The organism is Paenibacillus sp. SRL342, assembly GCF_984798905.1.
In genome coordinates this window covers 7,036,622-7,058,320 of record NZ_OZ481790.1, presented here as the reverse complement: position 1 = coordinate 7,058,320, position 21,699 = coordinate 7,036,622, and the positions used below count along the sequence as shown (strand labels likewise).

General features: G+C 46.4%; 17 protein-coding genes. 14 read left to right on the top strand and 3 right to left on the bottom strand.

The window, feature by feature from the left end; genetic code table 11:
- Positions 1-54: 54 nt before the first annotated feature.
- Positions 55-672: an NUDIX hydrolase gene (locus tag AC4E8D_RS31260; protein WP_339180703.1), complete on the bottom strand. Its 618-nt coding sequence runs from the start codon at positions 670-672 to the stop codon at positions 55-57.
- A 212-nt stretch (positions 673-884) separates the two neighbouring features.
- On the opposite strand from AC4E8D_RS31260, the gene AC4E8D_RS31255 reads away from it, so the two are divergent.
- Both AC4E8D_RS31255 and AC4E8D_RS31250 read left to right on the top strand, forming a co-directional pair.
- Entirely contained in the window at positions 885-1,253 is a 369-nt protein-coding gene (locus AC4E8D_RS31255; RefSeq protein WP_490205671.1) for a DUF4180 domain-containing protein, read from the top strand.
- Positions 1,254-1,317: 64 nt separating this feature from the next.
- Entirely contained in the window at positions 1,318-2,442 is a 1,125-nt protein-coding gene (locus AC4E8D_RS31250) for an SGNH/GDSL hydrolase family protein (protein WP_490205670.1), read from the top strand.
- Positions 2,443-2,559: 117 nt separating this feature from the next.
- On the opposite strand, the gene AC4E8D_RS31245 is transcribed toward AC4E8D_RS31250, so the two are convergent.
- Positions 2,560-3,126: a dihydrofolate reductase family protein gene (locus AC4E8D_RS31245; protein WP_490205669.1), complete on the bottom strand. Its 567-nt coding sequence runs from the start codon at positions 3,124-3,126 to the stop codon at positions 2,560-2,562.
- 69 nt (positions 3,127-3,195) lie between these two features.
- Between AC4E8D_RS31245 and AC4E8D_RS31240 the strand changes: the two genes are divergently transcribed.
- The 6 genes from AC4E8D_RS31240 to AC4E8D_RS31215 all read left to right on the top strand — a co-directional run bounded on the left by AC4E8D_RS31240 (position 3,196) and on the right by AC4E8D_RS31215 (position 7,677).
- Positions 3,196-4,104, top strand: coding sequence for a helix-turn-helix transcriptional regulator (locus AC4E8D_RS31240; RefSeq protein WP_490205668.1), 909 nt, complete (start codon positions 3,196-3,198; stop codon positions 4,102-4,104).
- Positions 4,105-4,164: 60 nt separating this feature from the next.
- Positions 4,165-5,091 (top strand): oxidoreductase, encoded by a 927-nt coding sequence (locus AC4E8D_RS31235; RefSeq protein WP_221820119.1) that lies wholly within the window; start codon positions 4,165-4,167, stop codon positions 5,089-5,091.
- A gap of 271 nt (positions 5,092-5,362) precedes the next feature.
- Positions 5,363-5,632 carry a CD3324 family protein gene (locus tag AC4E8D_RS31230; RefSeq protein ID WP_221820118.1) on the top strand — a complete coding sequence of 90 codons (270 nt, stop codon included), beginning with the start codon at positions 5,363-5,365 and terminating at the stop codon, positions 5,630-5,632.
- 113 nt (positions 5,633-5,745) lie between these two features.
- Entirely contained in the window at positions 5,746-6,066 is a 321-nt protein-coding gene (locus AC4E8D_RS31225; RefSeq protein ID WP_221819655.1) for a transposase, read from the top strand.
- Positions 6,063-6,926, top strand: a complete 864-nt coding sequence (locus AC4E8D_RS31220) for an IS3 family transposase (protein ID WP_405132428.1) — start codon at positions 6,063-6,065, stop codon at positions 6,924-6,926. Before AC4E8D_RS31225 ends, AC4E8D_RS31220 begins: the two co-directional genes overlap by 4 nt.
- A gap of 196 nt (positions 6,927-7,122) precedes the next feature.
- Positions 7,123-7,677, top strand: coding sequence for a hypothetical protein (locus AC4E8D_RS31215; protein ID WP_339180685.1), 555 nt, complete (start codon positions 7,123-7,125; stop codon positions 7,675-7,677).
- Positions 7,678-7,728: 51 nt separating this feature from the next.
- Here the strand turns inward: AC4E8D_RS31215 and AC4E8D_RS31210 are convergent, their stop codons facing one another.
- Complete coding sequence (locus AC4E8D_RS31210; protein ID WP_221820113.1) at positions 7,729-8,589, bottom strand: GNAT family N-acetyltransferase; 861 nt, start codon at positions 8,587-8,589, stop codon at positions 7,729-7,731.
- Positions 8,590-8,857: 268 nt separating this feature from the next.
- On the opposite strand from AC4E8D_RS31210, the gene AC4E8D_RS31205 reads away from it, so the two are divergent.
- From AC4E8D_RS31205 to AC4E8D_RS31180, 6 genes are all read left to right on the top strand, one after another.
- Positions 8,858-9,451, top strand: coding sequence for a hypothetical protein (locus AC4E8D_RS31205; RefSeq protein ID WP_221820111.1), 594 nt, complete (start codon positions 8,858-8,860; stop codon positions 9,449-9,451).
- Between the two features lie 266 nt (positions 9,452-9,717).
- Entirely contained in the window at positions 9,718-11,868 is a 2,151-nt protein-coding gene (locus AC4E8D_RS31200) for a sensor histidine kinase (protein WP_490205667.1), read from the top strand.
- A 4-nt stretch (positions 11,869-11,872) separates the two neighbouring features.
- Entirely contained in the window at positions 11,873-12,571 is a 699-nt protein-coding gene (locus AC4E8D_RS31195) for a response regulator transcription factor (protein ID WP_221820107.1), read from the top strand.
- Between the two features lie 314 nt (positions 12,572-12,885).
- Complete coding sequence (minD, locus tag AC4E8D_RS31190; RefSeq protein WP_221820105.1) at positions 12,886-13,695, top strand: septum site-determining protein MinD; 810 nt, start codon at positions 12,886-12,888, stop codon at positions 13,693-13,695.
- A 452-nt stretch (positions 13,696-14,147) separates the two neighbouring features.
- Positions 14,148-21,194 (top strand): InlB B-repeat-containing protein, encoded by a 7,047-nt coding sequence (locus tag AC4E8D_RS31185; RefSeq protein WP_221820101.1) that lies wholly within the window; start codon positions 14,148-14,150, stop codon positions 21,192-21,194.
- 221 nt (positions 21,195-21,415) lie between these two features.
- Positions 21,416-21,565: a hypothetical protein gene (locus AC4E8D_RS31180; RefSeq protein ID WP_221820092.1), complete on the top strand. Its 150-nt coding sequence runs from the start codon at positions 21,416-21,418 to the stop codon at positions 21,563-21,565.
- Positions 21,566-21,699 lie beyond the last annotated feature (134 nt).

The window sequence follows — 21,699 nt, the reverse complement described above, 5'->3', positions numbered from 1 at the left end:
CGGCGGTGTCGAGGTCACTTTACCAAAGACGGGCAAGCCGAAGGGGTTATTATTTTAATCCAGAATGACTTCTTTATCTGGTTGTTCAAGAAATTCGAACATGATTTTAATTTGTTCCAGCGTATTTCTTTCCAATGATAATTCAGGTAAAGCGTCGATAGCAAAAAAATCAACTGCGCTGGTTTCTACACCTGTTTCCGCATGCCCTCCCACAATGTCACAGCGGATAAACATCTTATATACGTGATAAGGCTCAGGTGGGTGTCCATGGAATTTTTTGTCCAATACTGCTAACAACCGCATCGGCACAACATCAAAACCGGATTCTTCTTTAATTTCTTTCACAGCTACTTCTGATGGTGATAGGCCGATGTCACTCCATCCCCCTGGTAATGCCCATGCGCCATCTATTTTCTCTCGAACCAAAAGCACTTTGTTTTCCCTGAAAACAACACCGCGAATATCGACTTTAGGCGTTGCGTAACCTGAATCACTTGCAAATGTAAGTGATATTTTCTCTTTGTTAACAGAAGTATAGTTACTTAAGATATCAATACTAATGCGCCTCAATTCCTCATATCGCTCGATATCATAAACATCCTTGGCATAGGTTAAACCTGTTTGTGAGATAGCTTGAATCTGTTTTGCCCATTCTAGCCACTTTGTGTCCATGGACACCTCTTTTCTTCGCAAGTCACGAGATTTAGTTTAGTTAGGAAATAACCCCATTATATCATATGAATTACAGTCTATAACTACTAAGAAAGGACAACTCGAAGTTAATTAATCACGCTAATGATTGAACGCACTCTACGATTATTGCTTTTTATTATAAAACTACGAGATATTATAAAGAAACGATGTTCAGAGGAGGAGAAAGTGAAATGAACATAACCATTGATCAGCAAGGCAATTCCAAGGTCGCCATTATTGAAAGTGATGGCATCGTCATCAACAATGCTCAAGATGCACTGGATTTGATGGCTTCGGTAAGGTATAGCGATGATGCCGATAAACTCATTATCAACAAATCCAACATCACGGAAGAGTTCTTCGAACTGAAAACCAAGCTTGCAGGTGAGATTTTGCAGAAATACGTAAACTATCATGTTAAGCTTGCTATTGTGGGAGATTTCGATGGGCATAACAGCAAGAGCTTGAGAGATTTCATCTATGAGTGCAACAATGGCAAGCATGTTTTCTTTTTGAAAACCAAAGAGGAAGCGCTTCAAAAGTTGCATAATATCCGTTAAGCGCACATCTGAAGCATGTAGAGAGCCTACTTATAATTTGAGCCAAACGTAGGAGGTTTGCACCGTGATATCTAATGAGAATTTAAAGGTATATGCTCTGCCTGAGATCGGAAATCTTAAAGTTCATGGCAGAACAACTGGAGAGCGATCGCCGTTGACGTTATTTTGGACGGGGAGTGCAGTTGAACTTAATGTACGGGGCTCCGAACTATGGGTTGAGGTAGAGTCGCAGTATGACATGTATGAGTCATGGATCAGCATTCTGATCAACGGTGTTCCGGTGAGCAGACAGATGTTAACGGCGGGAAGGTACTGGGTCTGTGTATTCCGAGGTATGAACGCAGATGTGGTGAAGAATGTACGGATCGTCAAAGATGTTCAAGCGATGAGTGGTGACCCGGGTTGTGCCTTGCAGATTCATGCGTTGAAATCGGATGGAGCGTTCCTGCCTGTGCAGGAACAACCGTACAAGATCGAGTTCATTGGTGACAGTATTACATCTGGCGAAGGTGCGATTGGAGCGAAAGCGGAGGAAGATTGGATTCCGATGTGGTTCAGCGCCATACATAATTATACGTTTATGACAGCAGAGGCATTGAATGCGGAGTATCGGGTCATCTCGCAAAGTGGCTGGGGTGTGCTGACAAGTTGGGATAACAATCCAAAAGGGAACATCCCCGAGTATTACGAAAAGGTCTGTGGCTTGCTTACTGGTGAACGTAACGATGCGCTAGGCGCAGGAGATCAGCATGATTTTAGTTCCTGGCAGCCGGATGTGGTAGTCGTGAATCTGGGTAGCAATGATGGGGGCGCCTTTCAGTCACCTGAGTGGAAAGACCCCGACACGGGCAAGGTGTACAAGCAGCGTTTGAACGAAGATGGTACGTATCATGAAGAAGATCTGGCTGCTTTTGAGAAAGCGGTGGAACAGTTCCTGTTCAAACTTCGGAAAAACAATCCGGATGCACATCTCGTATGGGCTTATGGCATGCTGGGTTTTCCCATGATGCCTGCCATCTACCGTGCGGTTGATGCGTATACAAAGGGGACAGGGGACCACATGGTCTCAATCATCCAGCTTCCTGATACAACCGAAGAGACGGTAGGGGCGCGTACCCATCCAGGCGAGTTATCTCACCGTAGGACGGCAGAGGTGTTAGCGGAATATGTACGAGGACTGATAGGATAACTTGATACATGGTAATGGAAAGACCACTCTTTCATGAAATGTACCCCAATGGTTAGATGGTGTCTAACTTGATGAGGTCCCTTCATCATAAGAATGGTCTTTTCCATTTCTACTTATCTAGACATTCGAAGGTGTGTCCACTGTGCCGCTGTTCTGTACCTCATAACGAATCGAAATGATCTGTCCCAGCGTCTGGGTCCGGACCATTTTGAATTGACTGGGCACAGTGCCTGTCGGGAATAAGGGGATGCCTTCACCAAGGATTTTGGGAATGATAGCGACTTCAATCTCATCCAGTAATTTTTTTGCTAACACAGCTTGAACCAGTATTCCGCCACCTACAATCCACACGTCTCCATCAGAAGTTTGTTTTAAACGGGGAATGAGTGTCTCTACCCCCTCAGTTGTAAACTGTGCATGCGGAGCGAGCGGCTGTTCCGAACGAGAAAGCACATATGTTGGCCGATCTGCATAGGGGAATTCTTCAGACAGTGTGAGCACCTCTTCATACGTATAACGTCCCATAATAACGCTACCGATCGTTTCATAAAATGCAGCATACCCGTTGTCTCCACCATCACCCTCCACATCAAATAACCAATCTACCGAACCATCCAGTCTTGCGATATATCCATCCAAACTCATGGCAATGTACAAAATTGTTTTGTTATCAGACATGTTCATCGCTCCCTTCTAAAATGTATGATACACTTTAACTATGACAAAAGTTGACGTAGTTAGGATGGTGAATTCATGAATCATCGAAAACTGGCTATTATGCGCCTGATGGATTCAAGACAGAAGTTCACTGCCCGGGAACTGGCAGAACGGTTCGACGTTTCGGTTCGTACGATCCAGCGAGATCTGGATGCATTGCAGGCGCTGGGTTTTCCTTTGTACACAGAAGTTGGCGTGAACGGAGGATACCGGGTGTTGCCCAATCGGATTCTGCCACCTCTTCAACTCACACAGCAGGAGGCATTAGGGCTGTTTATGATGCTGGAATACCTACAGCAAGTTCCGGATTTTCCGTACGGATCCATGCGTGAACATCTGGCTGAACAGTATTTCTCTACTTTGCCTGAGGATGTACAGGATCTGATTATGCAAATGAGAGAGCATATCACCTTTGTCCAGCACCCCGGTGAGCATGCCGAGCTTTTAACAACCGAGATATTGAGTGCAGCGGTGGAAAAGAGAGAAATGGAATTTATGTATCATGCCCGCAGTGGGCGTAAAAAAGTCCAAGTCTTTCCCTATGGCATCTACTATGAGCAGGGAAATTGGTACATGCCAGCCCGAAATAGGGAACGCGTATTGTTGTATCGGGTGGATCGCATGCAGCAATTGACGGTTAGGGAATCAGTGGATAAATCTGTTCCAAGTCTAAAGGCATGGCTAGCTGCCACAGAAGACAGAGCAAGCGTAGAAGTGGTGCTGCATTTCACGGAATTTGGAGCGAGGATTGCCGCTTCAGATGTGTTGTTCAAGTCGGTTGAAGGCCAAGAATGGCGTGGATTGGTTCCGCCGGAGGAGTTCTCTTTTACAGCGCGAAAGTTACTCTCCTATGGGCCGGAAGTGAAGGTGGTGTCTCCGCTCGAACTGCAACAGCAGGTTAGAGGGATGCTGGAACGGAGTTTAAGCCAGTATGGTGGGGGATAAAAGCTTTCAAACGCTGGATATTAGGGTATCAAGGAAGAGATAAGAAAGGTGTGTAGATAAATGAGCGAAGTTTGGACTAAAGACATCATCCCGACTGTATCCGATAAAGTAGTGATTGTGACAGGTTCAAACGGCGGGTTAGGGTATGAAACGGCATTAGCGTTAGCTGAAAAAGGCGCAAAAGTTATCCTTGCAGTTCGTAATATGGAAAAAGGTGAAAAGGCAACTAATAAAATAAAGTCGTCTGTGCATGTAGCTGGAGAGGTAATCGTTATGCAGCTCGACCTTAGCGATTTAGCTAGTATCCGTAAGTTCGCAGCCGCTTTTCTTGAGCAATACGATTCTTTGTCCATTCTCGTTAATAATGCAGGAATTATGAACCCTCCTTTCCAGTTGACGAAAGATGGCTTTGAATTACAGTTTGGTAGTAATCATCTAGGCCATTTTGCGCTTACGGGTCTACTATTGCCTCGATTGATCTCTACTCCGAAATCGAGAGTTGTCACTGTAAGTAGTATGGCAGCTCATAATGGTGCGATTGATTTTAATAATTTAGATGGCTCCAAAGGATATAATCCCATGAAGTTCTACAGTCAAAGCAAGCTAGCCAATCTGATGTTTGCGAGAGAGCTGCAGAATAAATTTAATTCCGCCCATATTGATTCCATGAGTATCGCCGCTCATCCAGGGATTTCGCATACCAATCTATTTTCCTTTGGTTCGGGGAAACAGACCAATATATTCATGCGCAGTCTTTTGAAAATCATTAGTCAACCGGCACATATGGGGGCATTACCTACCTTATATGCTGCAGCAGATCCGACGATCACGGGAGGGGAGTATATTGCTCCCAGCGGTATGGGCGGCACTAAGGGCTATCCCAAGAGCGCTAAGATCATCGAAAAATTATATGACGCTAACATTTCAAACAAGCTATGGAGCGTATCAGAAGAATTAACAGGGGTATATTACAGATTCGACGTGTAGATTTTGCCATTAGGGAAAGTAAACCTTATTATGGTATAGACAGTTAAAAGTTCTTCAGCACGAATAAGATTAACTGAATGGGGGGCTACCATGATTCGATTCATAATAAATTTAACGACCCGCTCTATGCAGAGTCCATGTGATGAACAACGGCGGTTGTTTGCATAGAGCTTGAAATTCTTTTCCGCCATATCATTGTAGTGCATATCCAATGTGTTCATTGTACGACTCTGCTGCCTTAAAGATTTTAACTTTTAAGGAGTGGAGCAACGTGAAATATATTAATGCGGATACAATCTTCCCGGAAGAATTACTCAAAGAAATACAGCGTCATATCTCTGGTGGCTTGATCTATATTCCGAGGCCCAAGGATGCCCACAAGAAGTGGGGCGAGAATTCGGGTGGCAGAAGGATTGTCAGGGAGCGGAACGACGAGATCCGCCAGCTTTTTGCTGCCGGAACAACCATCGATAAGCTTGCGGACCAATACTGTTTATCCATCGATAGCATCAAGAAAATTGTGTATTGCAAAAAGGGATGAAACTATAAAAGCCATGTTCGAGCAATCGATGGTATTATCCCCTTTAAGTAGACACTTGAAAAAGCCTTCATGTTATCATGAGGGTTCAAGTGACACTTGGAGGGGATATTTTTATGGCAAAAAAAGGACAAACATTTCAGACGTATACCGAAGAATTTAAATTGAATGCGGTTAGATCCTATGTCGAAGGGTCTTCAAGTTATAAAGTGGTAGCTGAACGCGAAGGAATTCGAAACTGTTCACAACTGAAGGTGTGGGTGAAAAAGTGGAAAAACGGGGAAGCGTTCGATGAGCGAAAAAACAATGTTCCGAATCCAATGAAAGGACTTCCCCGTACTGCCTTTAGCAGTGTAGAAGAAGAACGTGACTACCTTCAAGCACAGGTGGATTATTTAAAAAAGCGGTATCCAAATCTAGTAAAGGAGAAGCGCTGAGCCAACGGGAGAACTACGATATCATAGACGAATTGCGCTGCTCGCATAGCATTACACGCCTATTATCGATTACAGGAATACCCCGTTCCAGTTATTACAAATGGCGAGCAACACAGCCGCAGCGAGACGCAAGACAAGACCGTGATCGTGAGATCAAAGAACACATGATGGCTATTCATTTTGCAAACCGAGAGTTTGGTTATCCTCGCATGACAACGGCGCTCTGGGAGGCTGGTCTGAACGTTAATCACAAGAAAGTATGGCGAATCATGCGGGAACTATCGATCCAATCGGTCATTCGTAAGAAGCGGAAGAAGTCCAGCTATACGCCATCTGTGATTTATCCGAATCGCCTGAAGCGCAAATTTCATGCCACAGCCCCCCAGCAAAAAATGGTGACGGATATTACTTATATTTCGGATGGAAACACATTCGTTTATCTGTCTGTCATTCAAGACTTGTTCAACAACGAAATTGTAGCTTGGCAATTATCTAAACGGAACGATGTTCAGCTCGTATTGGATACGGTGGAACAATGGACACAAAAAAGAGACGTTTCGGAAGCCGTGCTCCATTCGGATCAAGGCTTCCAATACACGTCTCAGGCGTACAACACACGATTAGAAGCATTCGGCGTGAAGGGCAGCCACTCTCGCAAAGCAACCTGCCTGGATAACGCATGCATCGAATCCTTCTTTTCGCATCTCAAGACAGAGAAGCTGTACCTTAACCAGTGTAATTCAGAAGCAGAGATTCGACAAGCCGTGGAAGATTATATGTACCATTACAACTACCGACGTTTTCAAGCCAAACTCAAACAGCGCGCACCGATTGAATATCGATGCGCACTGGCAGCATAGCTTTTTTCCATCTGTCTACTTGACAGGGGTAAGACCACGAATGTGGCTTTTTCCTGTAAGAATAAAGAATAGTTATTAAAGCTTTTTTACATATTCGAGGTTGTTAATTACGCGTACAATTCATTTGACGGTACAAGGATATGCGTTGAGAGTTCTTGAAAATAACTCCTTAAATCATCTGGTAAGGTTGGTGAATATGAATAATATGAATATAGAAGTGAAATTAACGAATAAAGACGAGGCGTATGTGATTAAAAATATGTACCCGCTATACCTTCATGATCTATCCGGACATTATGGTCTGGGTGGAGAGCATACTCCGAACGAACATGGCATTTTTGAGCCAAGTCCTGATTATATAACTTTGCAGGATCAGTATAACGTCCAGAACATATGGTGGGAAAAACCGGAGTGTCTTTATCCGTTCCTCATGATTGTGGATGGCATACCGGCAGGTTTTGCGTTCATAGCTACTCCGCCATATTGTTCACAAGGCACGAATTTCTTTGTACATGACTTCTTTCTGATGCAGCCGTTTCGAGGTGTAGGCGTTGCTGAACACGCGGCATCGACGATCTTCGGAATGTTTATAGGAAACTGGGAGTTGTTCACCAATCCATCGGAGAAAAATAAGATTGGCCAATCTTTCTGGCGGAAAACAGTGAATAATTATACCAAAGGTAACTATCGGGAGATGTACGGGCAAACGTTCGATGGTTATAAATTGATTTTTCAATTCTCCAATATATAAAAAGAGAGACCGTCTCCCTTTGCGGAAAACGATATCTCTCTCCACTGCCTTTTATAAACTACCGTTGAAATAGTGATACTCAGAATTTACTTCAAAACCAACACTGCGGTACAGATTCAAAGCGCGTTTGTTCTCGGTAACCACAGACAGGCGGATATCTGTGTAATTTTGTTTCCTTAGGAGATCAACCAGGATGCTAAGCGCAGTGCGCCCCAGTTTCTGTCCCTGATAAGCAGGCAAGATACAGAAGTTATGAATAAATGCGGTTGTTGCATTAATGGAGTTGACCCGTACCAGCCCAACAGGCAGTTGATTCTGCCATGCAATATAGGTGACTCGGCTGGGTTCATTTGTTTGCATAAAGTACTCGCGTGTCCAGTCCTCCGAATCTCCAAAGGCTTGGGAGGAGCAAGTGACCATAAACTCCATATCCTCGGCTTCTGCCAAGGACAACGTTAGTTCAGGAGGCTCCACAACCGAAAGGACCTCATTCACAAGTTGCATCGAGTACTCCGCACGATCATAAATGGCTCCGAGGGATTGGGCAGTATGAACACCCGGAGATAATCCCTGAGGAACGCGATAACTGAGTTGGTTGATTCCCTGTGGTTGCATGTCTAGGAGGGCTCGTTTCAGTAAGTGGAGAAACACACCTTGGCGACGAAAATGCGGATGTACGATGGCATTAATATTTCCGGTTACGTCATCCGAAGGGTACCAACTGAGAAGTCCGACCAATTCACCATCACGATAACAGAGGAGTGCATGGTCCCCGTCTTTTTTGCTGATATGGTCAAGGTCCGCCTTGAGATAAATCGAATCAAGCTGTTTACATTGTTGTTCGAGCAAAATAATAGCATCAATCTGTTCCTTGGAATTATAGATCATAGGAACGACTTGATAAGTTGACATAGCTTTCACACCTTCATTGTTGAAGGAAACACGCAGTTATTGGACCCGCAGGCGCTGTCCTTCGAGAGTTGGTCCATTTGTAATTTTGATCATCATTATTATCTCCTCCAAATCACTTCCCGATGACTATAACACAATCTATGATGAAGATGACACCCAATGGATGTAATTCACTGGGTGTCTGTTCAGATGCGCCCAATAACTGGACATTATATCCTATTGAAGGGATAATTGAGAGTAATACTGACGAGAAAGGGAGGGATTAACCATGCGCAAGTTGGCATATGTGATGGGTATATTATTTCTTTCCGCCGCCATGTTAATGGGATGTACATCATCTGAACCAGCGGAAAGCACGGAACCCGTCACTCCACCAGCAACGGAACAGCCAAGTGATACGGGGGACCAGAAGGCGACTGCGGAGGAGCAGCAACAAGCGCTCGAAATGTCACTGGAGTATAAGACAACAGAACTCACTGTGGATGGCAAGGACTATGAGGATACGTTAGAGATGGAAGGGTTATTGGCCAAAGGAGAGACGATGAAGCCATTCCTGACCTCCAGGAATTATGAGGCTTACATGGCTAATCGATATATTGTCTTGCCTCTTCAGGTTGCACACATCGAACAAGCGAAGCTGCATCCTGAAAATATACAAACCAAGATCAAAGATAGCAAGAGCGACTGGATTCTGGTGGAATACACGCTTGATCTGAAATTTACGGATAAGGATGGCAAAGAGTTCAAGTCCATTCCGCTATCGGGCGATATCACCTTTTTGCAGGATCAGGGCGAATGGCGCATTCAGGATGATACGTACAACAGGGATGCATTCGCAGACATCATTAATAGTTCTTTATAGTTCATGAAGTGTCTGTGATTCTGGCACATGGGGTTGTACTTGAATTGTCCATTACGAATAAGCTCCTTCAAAAAAGTACGCACTTCAAAGTGCGTACTTTTTTGTGGGTGTGTCCAGCTAAGCGTGCGTCGTCAAAAGGGCTTCATCGTGATGATTGTTCTTGTCTCTTCCTAGAAATTTGCAGGGTACATTCTCCTGTAATGATGATATCATTTGGATAAATAAACTTACTTATTGCGCTTTTAGAGATTGGGGTTGGATTCATCATGAGGGGAATTCTCCGAGTCGGTTCTCGTAAGGTGTGGTTTTATATCGTTGTTGCCGTTATTGTTGGCTTGGTTGCAGGCTATGTCGTCCTCTCTGAGCCGGACTCTCCTAAGTTCCAAAGTGAAAAAGGTATTCTGGATTTAAGGCAGGTTCAGCTCAGTACGAATCCGCAAAAGTTAACAGGGGAGTGGTCGTTCTACTGGCAAGAGCTACTGTCGCCTGAGGACATACGGGTTCGTTCGGCAAGGGAAGGAAATCAGGACCACTGGATCAGCATCCCGAGCTCCTGGCTAGGCTATCCGTTAGAAGGTCAGCGGCTGAGTGGTACAGGCTATACAACCTATCGACTGATGATTAAACTAAGCGAGCAGGATCGAAACGAGCGGCTTACTCTGCGGCTGCCCAGCATTTTTCATGCGTACAAATTATGGGTGAATGGCGAGCTGCTGGCGGAAGTTGGTGAGGTAGGTCAGGACAAGAACCACGTGACCCCGCATCTGGAAACAAAGCTGGTGTATTTTCAGCCTGAAAGCGACACGTTAGAGCTGGTCATGCAAGTATCCAACTTCCAACATCATCGGGGCGGCATTACCAAGGATATCGAGCTGGGTGGCAGTGACGTACTAACGACCAAGACCAATCTGAATCTTGCCAGGGATATGTTCATCACGGCAAGTTTGCTAGTGATCGGTTTGTATAATCTGCTGTTGTTCATGCTGCGACGTAAGGATAAAGCTCCATTATATTTTGGCCTGTTTACTGTACTGCTTGGTATTCGATCCTTGTTCAACGGCGAACTTATCTTTACACAATGGTTGCCTCATTTTCCTTGGGAATCGCAGTTCAAGATCGAATATCTGATTCTTTGCCTCAGCGGTTATATCATCACCATGTATTTTGATTGTATTTTTCCGAATTATGTGTCGCGATGGTTTCGTCTTGGCACCCGGATCGTAACTGGTGCATTCTGTATCCTTGTAGTGGTAACCCCTGCAATTATATATACAAAATTTTTGCTGGTAATCGGTGTGATGGTAGTTCTACATATGATTTATCTGATGATCGGGCTGGTTCAGGCGGCTGTGCGACGTATGGAGGGAGCGCTGATCTTCCTGCTGGTGTCGGTGGTTACTTTGGTCACGGTTGTCAACGATTTTTTATATTACAACGGTTGGTCGCTGATCGGAAATACATCCCCGCTTGGCTTATTGATATTTACGATGGCACAGATGGTTCTGCTTTCTTCGAGATTTACGAGGACAGCATCCAATGAGGAGAAAATATCACGTGAGTTGCAGGACGTTAACGACAAGCTGATCGAAATGAATATGAATCTGGAACGGACCGTGCAGGAGCGAACTCAGGCCTTATCTACAGCTCATGATGATCTCCGCACTTCGTATGACCGGTTGCTTCACTCCGAGCAAGGGAGGAAGAAGCTTCTTGCCTACATTACGCATGATCTGCGTATGCCGCTGTCCAGCATGCTTGGATATGTAGAAGCTATACAGGACAGGGTCAAGCCGGAACGTAATGAGCAATATCTGAAGTACATCCGGGAGAACACGATAAGGATTAACCGTATGATCGAGGAGCTGACCTTCTTGTCTCATTTGGAGACCGGACAGGTCTCGTACCGAATGGAGCCGGTTCAGATGATTCCTTTCTTGCATGGTTTTTTTGAACAATATGAGTTGGTAGTGCGCGACGCAGGATTAGACTTCATACTGGATATCGGAGATACCGAGGATAGACGAACTATTTTGCCAGTTGTCGAGATGGATGCGAAAAGAATAGAGCAGGCCTTATTTAACCTAGTGTCGAACGCTATGAAGTTCACCTCCAGGGGAGGGCTGGTGCGTATTGCACTAGCTGTGGAAGAGATAAATCGTACTCGCCATGCGATCATTAGCATACAGGATTCTGGCATGGGTATTCCTCCGGATCAGCTTGAGCAAATCTTCGAACGTAATTACAGATACGATCGGCCGGGCTTGGGGAATGGAATAGAAGGCAGTGGGCTAGGGCTAGCGATTTGCAGAGAAATCGTACTCGCACAAGGAGGGACAGTTCGAGCGGAGAGCGACGGTAAGATGGGGGCGACTTTCTATGTAACGCTTCCTTGTATCGGCAATGAAGGAAGGGGATGATGGGATGGACACTCACAAAATAATGATCGTCGATGATGATCCTCATATATGCGAGATTGTTCAGGTGTATTGCGAACGGGAGGGGTTTATCTCCACCTGCAGTCATAGCGGGACAGAAGCGATGGAACTGCTTGCATCGTTCGAGCCCGATTTGATTGTACTGGATATATTGCTGGCTAATGAAAACGGCATTGACTGGTGCAGGAATGCGCGTAATCTCACCAGTGCGCCGATTGTGTTTCTGAGCAGTCAAGAGGAAGACGAAATAAAAATTAGCGCATTATCCTATGGTGGCGACGATTATGTGACCAAGCCGTTCAGTCCGGGAGTGCTCATGGCCAAGATCAAGGCGCACCTTCGCAGAGTAGCAACGGGCAGAAGGGAACAACTGCTGGAGTTACCGGGTTTGACACTGGATTTCTACACGCAGTCCGTCAACATGGGGAGTATGCCTATCTCTTTATCGAAAAAAGAATTCAGTCTGCTGTCCTATATGGCACAAAACGTAAATCGTGTCGTCAGTGTCGATACGTTGTTTCAAATCATCTGGGGAATGGAAAGTCTGGAGGATACAAGAACGGTTGCTGTACATATCAGTAATTTACGCAAAAAAATTGAGTCTGACCCTGCCGACCCCGAGCGAATCATTACGGTTCGGGGGAGCGGATATATGCTGGTTTCTAACAGTACATCACAAGCATGAATATAGCAGTAAGGGTAGTCTATTATAAATGGGTAAATGGCGTTGGAGCAGTAACTGACGCTATTGGCCCATTTTTTGTTCTTTCCACTAGCTTCGTAATCGACTCAAGATATTGAATTCCTCAACACCAGTCTGCGCTTTTCCATCCTCTTCAAAATGATTTGCATTGTGAGCACGATTTTAAAGTTTTCTTTAGGTTTCTCAAATAGGCTAATCCACCATGATAAAATCACAGTGTCCAATATAACGATTACACGTGAAGAAATAGTTGTCATGCTGTCCCGCATTAGTACTTAAAGAAGGAAGTGGCTCCAATGGCACGAGTTATATGTATCACATCAGGGAAAGGTGGAGTTGGCAAGACGACGGTGACGGCTAATCTGGGGACTGCCCTTGCCTTATCGGGGAACAGGGTTTGCCTGATTGACGCTGATTTTGGATTGAGAAATCTGGATATCCCGCTTGGTTTGAGCAATAGGGTAAACTATCATATTTCCGATTTCCTGACCGGTCGTTGTGCTTTGCATCAAGTAATCGTCAAAGACAAGCGAATCAGCACTTTGTTCTTTATCTCCTGTAGTAACGACGTGATGCATCACGATGATCCGCAAGTGTTTCGCAAGGTTGTGCAGCAAATAGCCCAGGGTTATGATTATGTGCTGATCGATTCGCCGGCAGGCATTGAAAATGGATTCTGGAATACATCTTTAGCGGCAGATGAGGCTATTGTCGTTACTACGCCTCATCGTACGTCGCTTCAGGACGCGGATCGTGTAATCGGATTATTAGAAGATAGGATTCCGGCTCCTCCACAGCTCATCATTAATATGGCCGACGGACAGGAAACCCCTTCGACAACGGTAAAGATGGAGGATATCATCGATATTCTCAATATTGGTGTGATTGGCGTGATCTATAGCGATGTAGAAGTTATACGTTCCGTACATAAAGGAATCCCGATTGCGCTTGATCCCGAGCTTGAAAACGGACTGCGCTTCCGGCACATCGCCCACAATGTGGCGAAGAATCAGCAGGAGCCTTTTATCTCATTAAAATCCAAGAAGCATAGAAGTATTTTTTCGCTTTCTCAAAGACTGCGCTGGGGGGAGAGTAGTTCGATATAGTCGAATTTGGTATATGAATTGTTTAGACGCGAATCATCTAAAATGAATTACAGACTAGCATACCGAGGTTGGGCAAGGGGGAGTCTCCTATTGCCCATCCTTTTTAATATGACGGATTGTCCAGCCGAGTGAGACAGTGCTTCCATGAAGGTTTCTTGAGCAGATTCCCAGTTTAGACATTTACGAGGATGCTGGTTGATGATGTTCTCGCTTGCAAGTTGTTGCTTACTTAAAGTTTTCTTTATAATTCACAAGCGGCTCATTTAGCATGATAGAATTCGAGGAGAAAAATCGATAGAATTAGCCAATCTGCATCCATTACATTGCGGTTGTTAGCAAGAAGAGTATTGAGTTTTGCCTAACGAAAGTGTCTTTAACCATGATGAATCTGCTCTTTGTCAGGTTCTAGAAAGTCGGTTCTTTAGTTTTATACATAGAAGGGATGAATGATTGTGAAGAAAGCAACAAAACGGTTGTGGAAGTTGAGCTCACAGATTCTATTGTGGATGCTGGTTATCAGCTTAATAGTGTCTGCTGTGCCCGTATTTCCGGCGCAGTCGGCGGCAGCGGCTGAACTGCCGATGCAGCAGACAGCAGTAACCAAATCCAGTGGGTTCCAGGATGTGAGTCCGACGGACTGGTTCCACGATGCGGTCATCCAGGTGCAGGAGAAGGGGATATTTAGTGGCACGACTGCCAGCACCTTCTCGCCAAAAGGGACGATGACGCGTGCCATGTATGTGACAGCGCTCGGACGAATGGCTGGGGTAGATACAGGAGCTTATTCTACTTCTAGCTTTGCTGATGTACAAGCGGGCAGTTGGTATGCCCCATATGTCGAATGGGCAGTTAAGGAAGGAATTACCGACGGTACGGGCGGAGGAAAATACTCGCCGAATGCCACTGTATCCCGGGAGCAGATGGCAACGATGACGTTGCGATATTTCGAAAGCGAACAGATTCCTTATCAGACCGAAAATCCGGTCACGACAGAGCCGGGCGATCTCGCGGATGTATCGCCTTGGGCGGCTGGCGCGGTCATCAAGCTGTGGCAAGCCGGGGTGTTCACCGGGGATGAAAAGGGTAACTTCAACCCGCTTGTGCAAGCGACTCGCGCGGAAGCAGCGGTTCTCTTCATGCGCAACAACGCGGTTGTAGAGGCGTGGAAAAATCAGAATCAAACGCCGGTTACGCCTACACCAACACCGGCACAACCGGTGACACCAACACCGACATCGCCGGTGACATCAACGCCAACGCCGTCACCCGGCGGTAATAGTGGTGGAGGAACGCCTGGAGATAACGGGGGTAACCCCGGCACGGGTTCCACTACGTATACGCTCACGTTTGAGAGCAACGGAGGCACGGCGATTGCTGCGCAGACGGTACGAAAAGGCCAGGTGCTAAATAACCTGCCGGCTCCAACAAAAGAAGGATATATATTCCAAGGATGGTTTACAGATAGCGATTTCTCGCTCATCTTTGCAGAGGATAGTGCGATAAGTGCGGATACGAAGTTGTATGCGAAGTATACAGATAGCATAGATAATGCCGTACAGAGCACACCAAGCTATTCGGTGCTGGATGTGGCACCGGACTTCACGATTGCAGTACACGATGCATCAGGCAATCTGACAGTACCTGAGGTCCAAGCGGGTATGACGTTCACAGACACGGCGAATCCCGACTTCGCAGGTATTACCGTCACTGGCGGGAACGGGGCCTTCACGGTAGCGTCTGCAGCCGAAAACGGAAAATTCGTCGAAGGTAATACGTATCAACTTACATTGACGGATGACAAGTTGTCCTTCCAAGGACAAGACGAGACGACAAGCATCTACGTGTTTAGTGTCGCTAAGCAAGAGGTTTTAGACATTCCGCTGAACCCGAACATGATCTACCTTCCGTACACGGATGTCACGGATATGATGCTGAATGGCACAGAGGTGGGTTCACCAGCGATTTCGGTAGTTGCCACGACGGTGGGCGGTAGCGAAAATGCGCTTGCCGAGGCGAATGCGAGCAGTGGAACGTTCGTGTATTCCGGCAGCACCGTGATTCAAGTCGGCAATACAGTCGCCATCTATCAAGGGGTTCGTCCCGATCAACGCACGTTAGAAACCACCGACGCTGACGACGGCGATGTGGCCTATGTCCAGATTACGGCGGTAGACGGAAGCACCTATACCTACGATCATGCGGATATCAAGCAAGTGTTGCTCAAGGCGGATGTTCTGCCGGTGAGTGAGCAAGCGGACACAGATGGAAATCCGAACAACAACTCCATCACAGTTGAGCATACCAAGATGAACTACAGCGACAGCATGTATGAGCCTTTCGGCTTGGATGAGTTAACCACGGTGGATGTGGGTGATTTTATCGGGTTCTATAAAGGTGAATTCGGCGCCGAAACAGGTTTTGAGACCGTTGGGTACGGACGTATCACTTCGATTACGCCTGAAGCTGAGATGGACGTCATCGAATATACTGACGCCACGATTGAAGATATTGAGAATGTCTTCAACATCTATCAGAAGCAAGCAATTGACGGCGAAGATCTGTTATCGGAAGAGCAGATCGCGGAGCTTGAAGAGCAGATCGAGCAGCAAGCGAGAGACAGCGGATTCGTCGATCAAGCCGCAGATTATCTATCCGATCTAGCTATGGAAACGAAGGATATCAAGGATTTGAAAGAAATTCAGCAGATCAAGGCTCAGTCTTCCCTGGCTTCGGGCAAAAGTAGCCGGGTGAGCGTAGAGAACCTGACGGTCGTTGCCTCACTCGGGACGAAACTGAAGAATATTAACGGCCGAAGTTCCGGCGTCAGCGCCACACTGCAAGTTGGCGCCGATATCGTCGTGAATATTAATGAAGACAGCGATCTGGTTATCCATATGACTAGTACATTCGTTCAAGAAATGAGCCTGGATCTCGGCATTAATGGTGATATGCAAGGGCATTGGCTGAAAAAGTGGGGAATCCCTTACTGGTATAGCATCGACGATTATGTGATCACTGCCAATCTGGATGCCTATAGCTATACCGGGCTTAATATTACAGCAGAGATGGCCCTCATTGAACACGATAAGTTGCAGGCTGCACTGAATAACTGGGCCGGAGAGAAAAAAGCTGGCAGGTTAGGTCAGGTACAGGACATCGCCACACAGATCAAAGCATCTATGGATGGTGTACAAGGTACCTCTGTGGATACGGAGGAATTGAAAGAACAGTACCAAGAGATGTTGGAGCAAGATACGGAATGGGTTCCTTTGGTCAAGAAAGAGCTCTTTGAAAAAAGTGTGCGCGTGGCTTACGGGATTGTAGAAGTCAAATTTGAAGCAGAGTTTGTAGTCAGTGCTCAGGTTAACTTAACGATGGGTGCAGATTTCTACTACAAGATGGCGAAGCGCTACTCGGTGACCTTGCGTGTGTTAAGTTTTAGTGGTACGAGCAATACGGTCAGCTTGCCGGGAGACGGCGATTACCAGTTCACCTTCTATGTGATGGGGACGCTCGGGTTGCGAGCCGGCATTCATATGGAGGTCAAAGCGGGGATTGGCAGTGTCAAATTAAATAGTATTGGACTTGCCGTAGAACCTGGTGTGTATATCAATCTATGGGGTTACTTCTACTATCAGTTGACAAATACAAACGGGGTAAGATCTACAAAGTCTTTAGGTGCTCTGTTTGTTGAGATCGGTATCTATTTGGAGGTCGAACTCGGTGCCCAGTTGGGTGATGGAGCGCTCTCGGGCAGCGTGGGGCTGGTTGATGAAGAGTGGCCACTATATACGATTGGTGAACAATACAACGTCTCCGACTTCGCTTATCCGCAGGATAAGAATCTTTTGCTTGGTCTGGCAGGTGTTGCGGCATCCCTTGATGTACCGCAGTCGATGCTCTCGATGAGTATGTTCGATTTGAAAACAGGCGATACCGATACTCAAGCGTTTGGTGCTTCAAGGTTCGATATATACGTAGACAATGCGAATTTCAGGTATAACTTGGGTACGAATAAGGTCGAAGTAGTGAATACCAGCCTTCCGGTAAGTAAGGGTAATCTGGTCATCACTTGGAAAGGATCGCCGCTTTCATTCACGTCTCGTACGCTCAAGCGCACGATACCGTTGACGTGGCGCGTTACGGAGGGTGAATATATCCTCCAGTTGGATCCACGAAACGGCAACGCGACTCAGGTTCTTCCATTTGTTTATAATGCAACGGTTAATGTGCCTACTCCGGTCTATCCGGGCTATACATTTGACGGATGGTATACGGCAGCTACAGGGGGAACAAAGGTAACGATTCCGAGCCGCATGCCTAAGGATGATTACCAACTGTATGCGCACTGGACAGCGAACCAGAATACGCCATATACAGTGGAGCATTATTTGATAGACCCGAATACAAGAAAGTCGATTTCGACTACGCCGGATTATAAGGAACTGTTGACAGGAACGACCGATACGGAGATTCGCATCAACTCTGACCGATACAAGGATCGAGGTTATGCGAACGGAGAAATATACGGACGCCTGATCAAGGGGGATGGTTCGACGGTCGTAAGGGTTGAGTATTATCCGACGAGTCCGACTATCACTTTTAATTTGAGCTATCCGGGCTCTCCGCGCAGCACCTTAACCGAACCGTCCGGCCGAAATATCGAGGGGCGTATACCGGTGCCGACAAGACCGGGTTATGCGTTTGCCGGTTGGTCGCCGGAGGCGCCAAGCGTGATGCCGACTTCGAATACGGAGTATACCGCAATATGGACAGCCAAAGAAGATACGCCTTACCAAGTCGTGTATTTGAAGCAGAATATGGCGAGTGACACCTATACGGTGGCAGATACGGAAACGTATCGCGGAGCTACCGATACAGAAGCCAATCTGACGAATATAACTCCAAGGTCCTATGCTGGGTTTAAACTGGATGAAAATATTCCCGGAACGGTGTTAACAAGTCAGATAACCGGCAATGGAAAAACGGTTCTGAAGCTGTATTATAAGCGTGATGCTCATACATTGACGGTCGATTACAATGGTTCCGGCCAAGAGACCAAAGTTGTAGAAGTTCCATTTGGAGCGACGACGCAGCTCTATCTGGGCACACCGATCTGGCAGGGGCATGTCTTCACAGGATGGTCACCAACTCCTCCGACAACCATGCCTGGGGAAAGCATTATGTTCACCGCGCAGTGGACGACGAACGCTTATACGGTGAGCTTCAACAGCAATGGCGGAGCGGAAGAAGTGGAGAACCAGACGGTAGGGTATGGCAGTTTGGTCAGCACACCGGTTGAACCGACAAATGAAGGTTATGTCTTCGGCGGTTGGTACAGCGGCAGCGACCTGACGACTCTCTACGACTTCGCGGCACCGGTGACGGGTGATCTTACATTGTACGCGAAGTGGCTGCTCCGTTATACGGTGAGCTTCGAGAGTAACGAAGGCTCAATAGTAACGAGCCAGATGGTGAACGAAGGGTCTAGGGCTGAAGCTCCAGTCGCTCCGGAGCGCGAAGGTTACGTATTCAGTGGTTGGTACAGCGACATTGATCTGATCACCCCTTACGACTTCACAACAGCAGTAGTGACGACGGATCTTACGTTGTACGCAAAGTGGACGGTTTATGTGCCGAATACCTATACGGTGACTTTTGAGAGTAATGGTGGGTCGATCGTAGATGCCAAAACGGTGAACGAAGGCGCTGTGGCTTCCGCTCCTGGCGTTCCTTTACGGGGAGGCTATACGTTTAACGGTTGGTACAGCGATATAGACTTGACGATTGCTTATGGTTTTACAGCAGGAGTTATGGAAGATATAACGCTCTACGCGAAGTGGACGAAGAACAGCTATACTGTGAACTTCAGCAGTAATGGCGGATCATTGGTGAGCAGCCAGTCCGTGAACGAGGGCGATACGGTTATAGAACCTACCGCACCGATACGCGAAGGCTATGTGTTCAGCGGTTGGTACAGCGACCTTGCCGGTACGCAAGCTTACAGCTTCACAACATCGGTGACGACAAACATCACGTTGTACGCAAAATGGACAGCGATCTATACAGTGACCTTTGACAGCAATGAAGGTTCGGTGGTTGATGACCAGACGGTGGAATACAACGGAACAGCTACAGAGCCAGCCGCTCCAACAAAGGAAGGGTATATTTTTAACGGCTGGTACAGTGATGCAGGTCTGATCGAGGCTTACAGCTTCACGACACCAGTGACGAATAACTTAACATTATACGCGAAGTGGACATCCAACAAGCTCACGGTGAGCTTCGACAGCAACGGCGGGTCGGATGTAGAGAACCAAATGGTAAGCCCCGGCGGCAAAGCGATAGTACCGACTACGCCAACATGGGAGGGTTATAAGTTCGATGGTTGGTACAGCGACATTGCCGGAACGCAAGCTTATGATTTCGACACGGAAGTGACGGCATCCCTTACCTTGTACGCAAAATGGTCAGTGACACCGTGGTTCAACGTAGGTGGTTTGTTAGAAGGCAGTACAACTTATCAAGTGTTAACCGACAGTGAGGGTACGGTGTATGCTTCTTATCGATCGAATGACCTGCGCCTGGACAAATATGAAGGAGGCGTGTGGAAGAACATCTACCAAGGCACGGGTGACAAGTTGAGCTATACGCGGTTTGTCTTTGACAATGAGGACAATCTTTACCAGACTTCGTCCAGCGGCGAAGGCGTATATGTGCAGAAGTATAACGGCACGGAGTGGGAAGATATAGCCCGCAACGGATCTCTTCCGGGGGAAGGTTCAAATATTGCGTTTGACCAAAATAACGTGCTTTATCTGGTTTATAATCATTTAATTAGCAGCAATAAGTATGAAATGAGAGTGGTTAAATACGAAGGGAATAGTTGGGTTTCCGTAACTGGCGGCGATAGTCTTGGCGGGAAGGCGCTTAATCCAGTTATCCAATTTGATAGAAACAATATCCCATATGTAATGAACGATGTGTCCGAATTTATCGATAGAGGGAATCCTGCTATAAACGGACGAGGTTCACGTATCACAGTTTCGAAATATGAGAATGAAGCTTGGGAGCATATCGGCAACTTGGGTCTCGTAGAAGTAAGAGCTCTTGTGGAACCAGCAGAGTTTGCGGTTGCTCCTGATGGCGTGCCCTATGTCCTTTACTCAACGCCTGGCTCTTGGGTTCTGACGAGCTACAACGGGACGGATTGGGAAAAGGTCGGTGAGGGCAGGGTACCGACGTCCGATTATAGAAGGTTAAGACTCGCTGTTGACGACTACGGTGTTCCTTATGTTTCTTATGATGATCGATCAAATGAGAAACTGGCAACCGTAGTGAAGTACGAAAGTGCGTGGATCAAAGTTGGCGAAGAAGGTTTTTCCATAGCTAGTCCGCTCACTTTGAGTTTCGCTAGGGGTAAAGACGGCAACCTGTATATGATTTATAGAGAGGAAGTTTCAGGAAAAATAGTTGTGAGGAAACATAAGTTGCAATAGTGTAAGATGTTAATCAAAAAGTATAAGAAGAGTCTACTTCCGAAGGGAGCAGGCTCTTTTTTTTGCGTTAGCAAGGCGAGGGAAAAGCGTCGGAAAGCACAATGTAACTGAAATGTGCAAGCTGGCAAGTCTGCGGTTCGAACCAAACTTTTGACGCTTATTATGTTCCATCCAAGGTATCTTGAAGGACACGCTCCTCAATATTCGAGAGACGGGGGAATTTGTCATCAATATGGTTCCGGCTTCGTTGGTGGAGTCGATGCAGCGATCATCTGGTTCTTGGAAAAGTAGAGCATATACGGGTGAATGCAGAGGCATATGCCGGTCGTTATAAAATATCCATGGAGAGCTGGCTGGCGATTACGCGCTAATTAAATCTATATTTTCAGTCTGAGATAGGGTTACGTAATCTATATCTAAAATAGTGCAGCAGAAAGAACCGCTTCTTCAGTTGTGACTCCTGAAAAAGCGGCCTTTCTCTGAAATTTAAATTGTAGATGTAGGT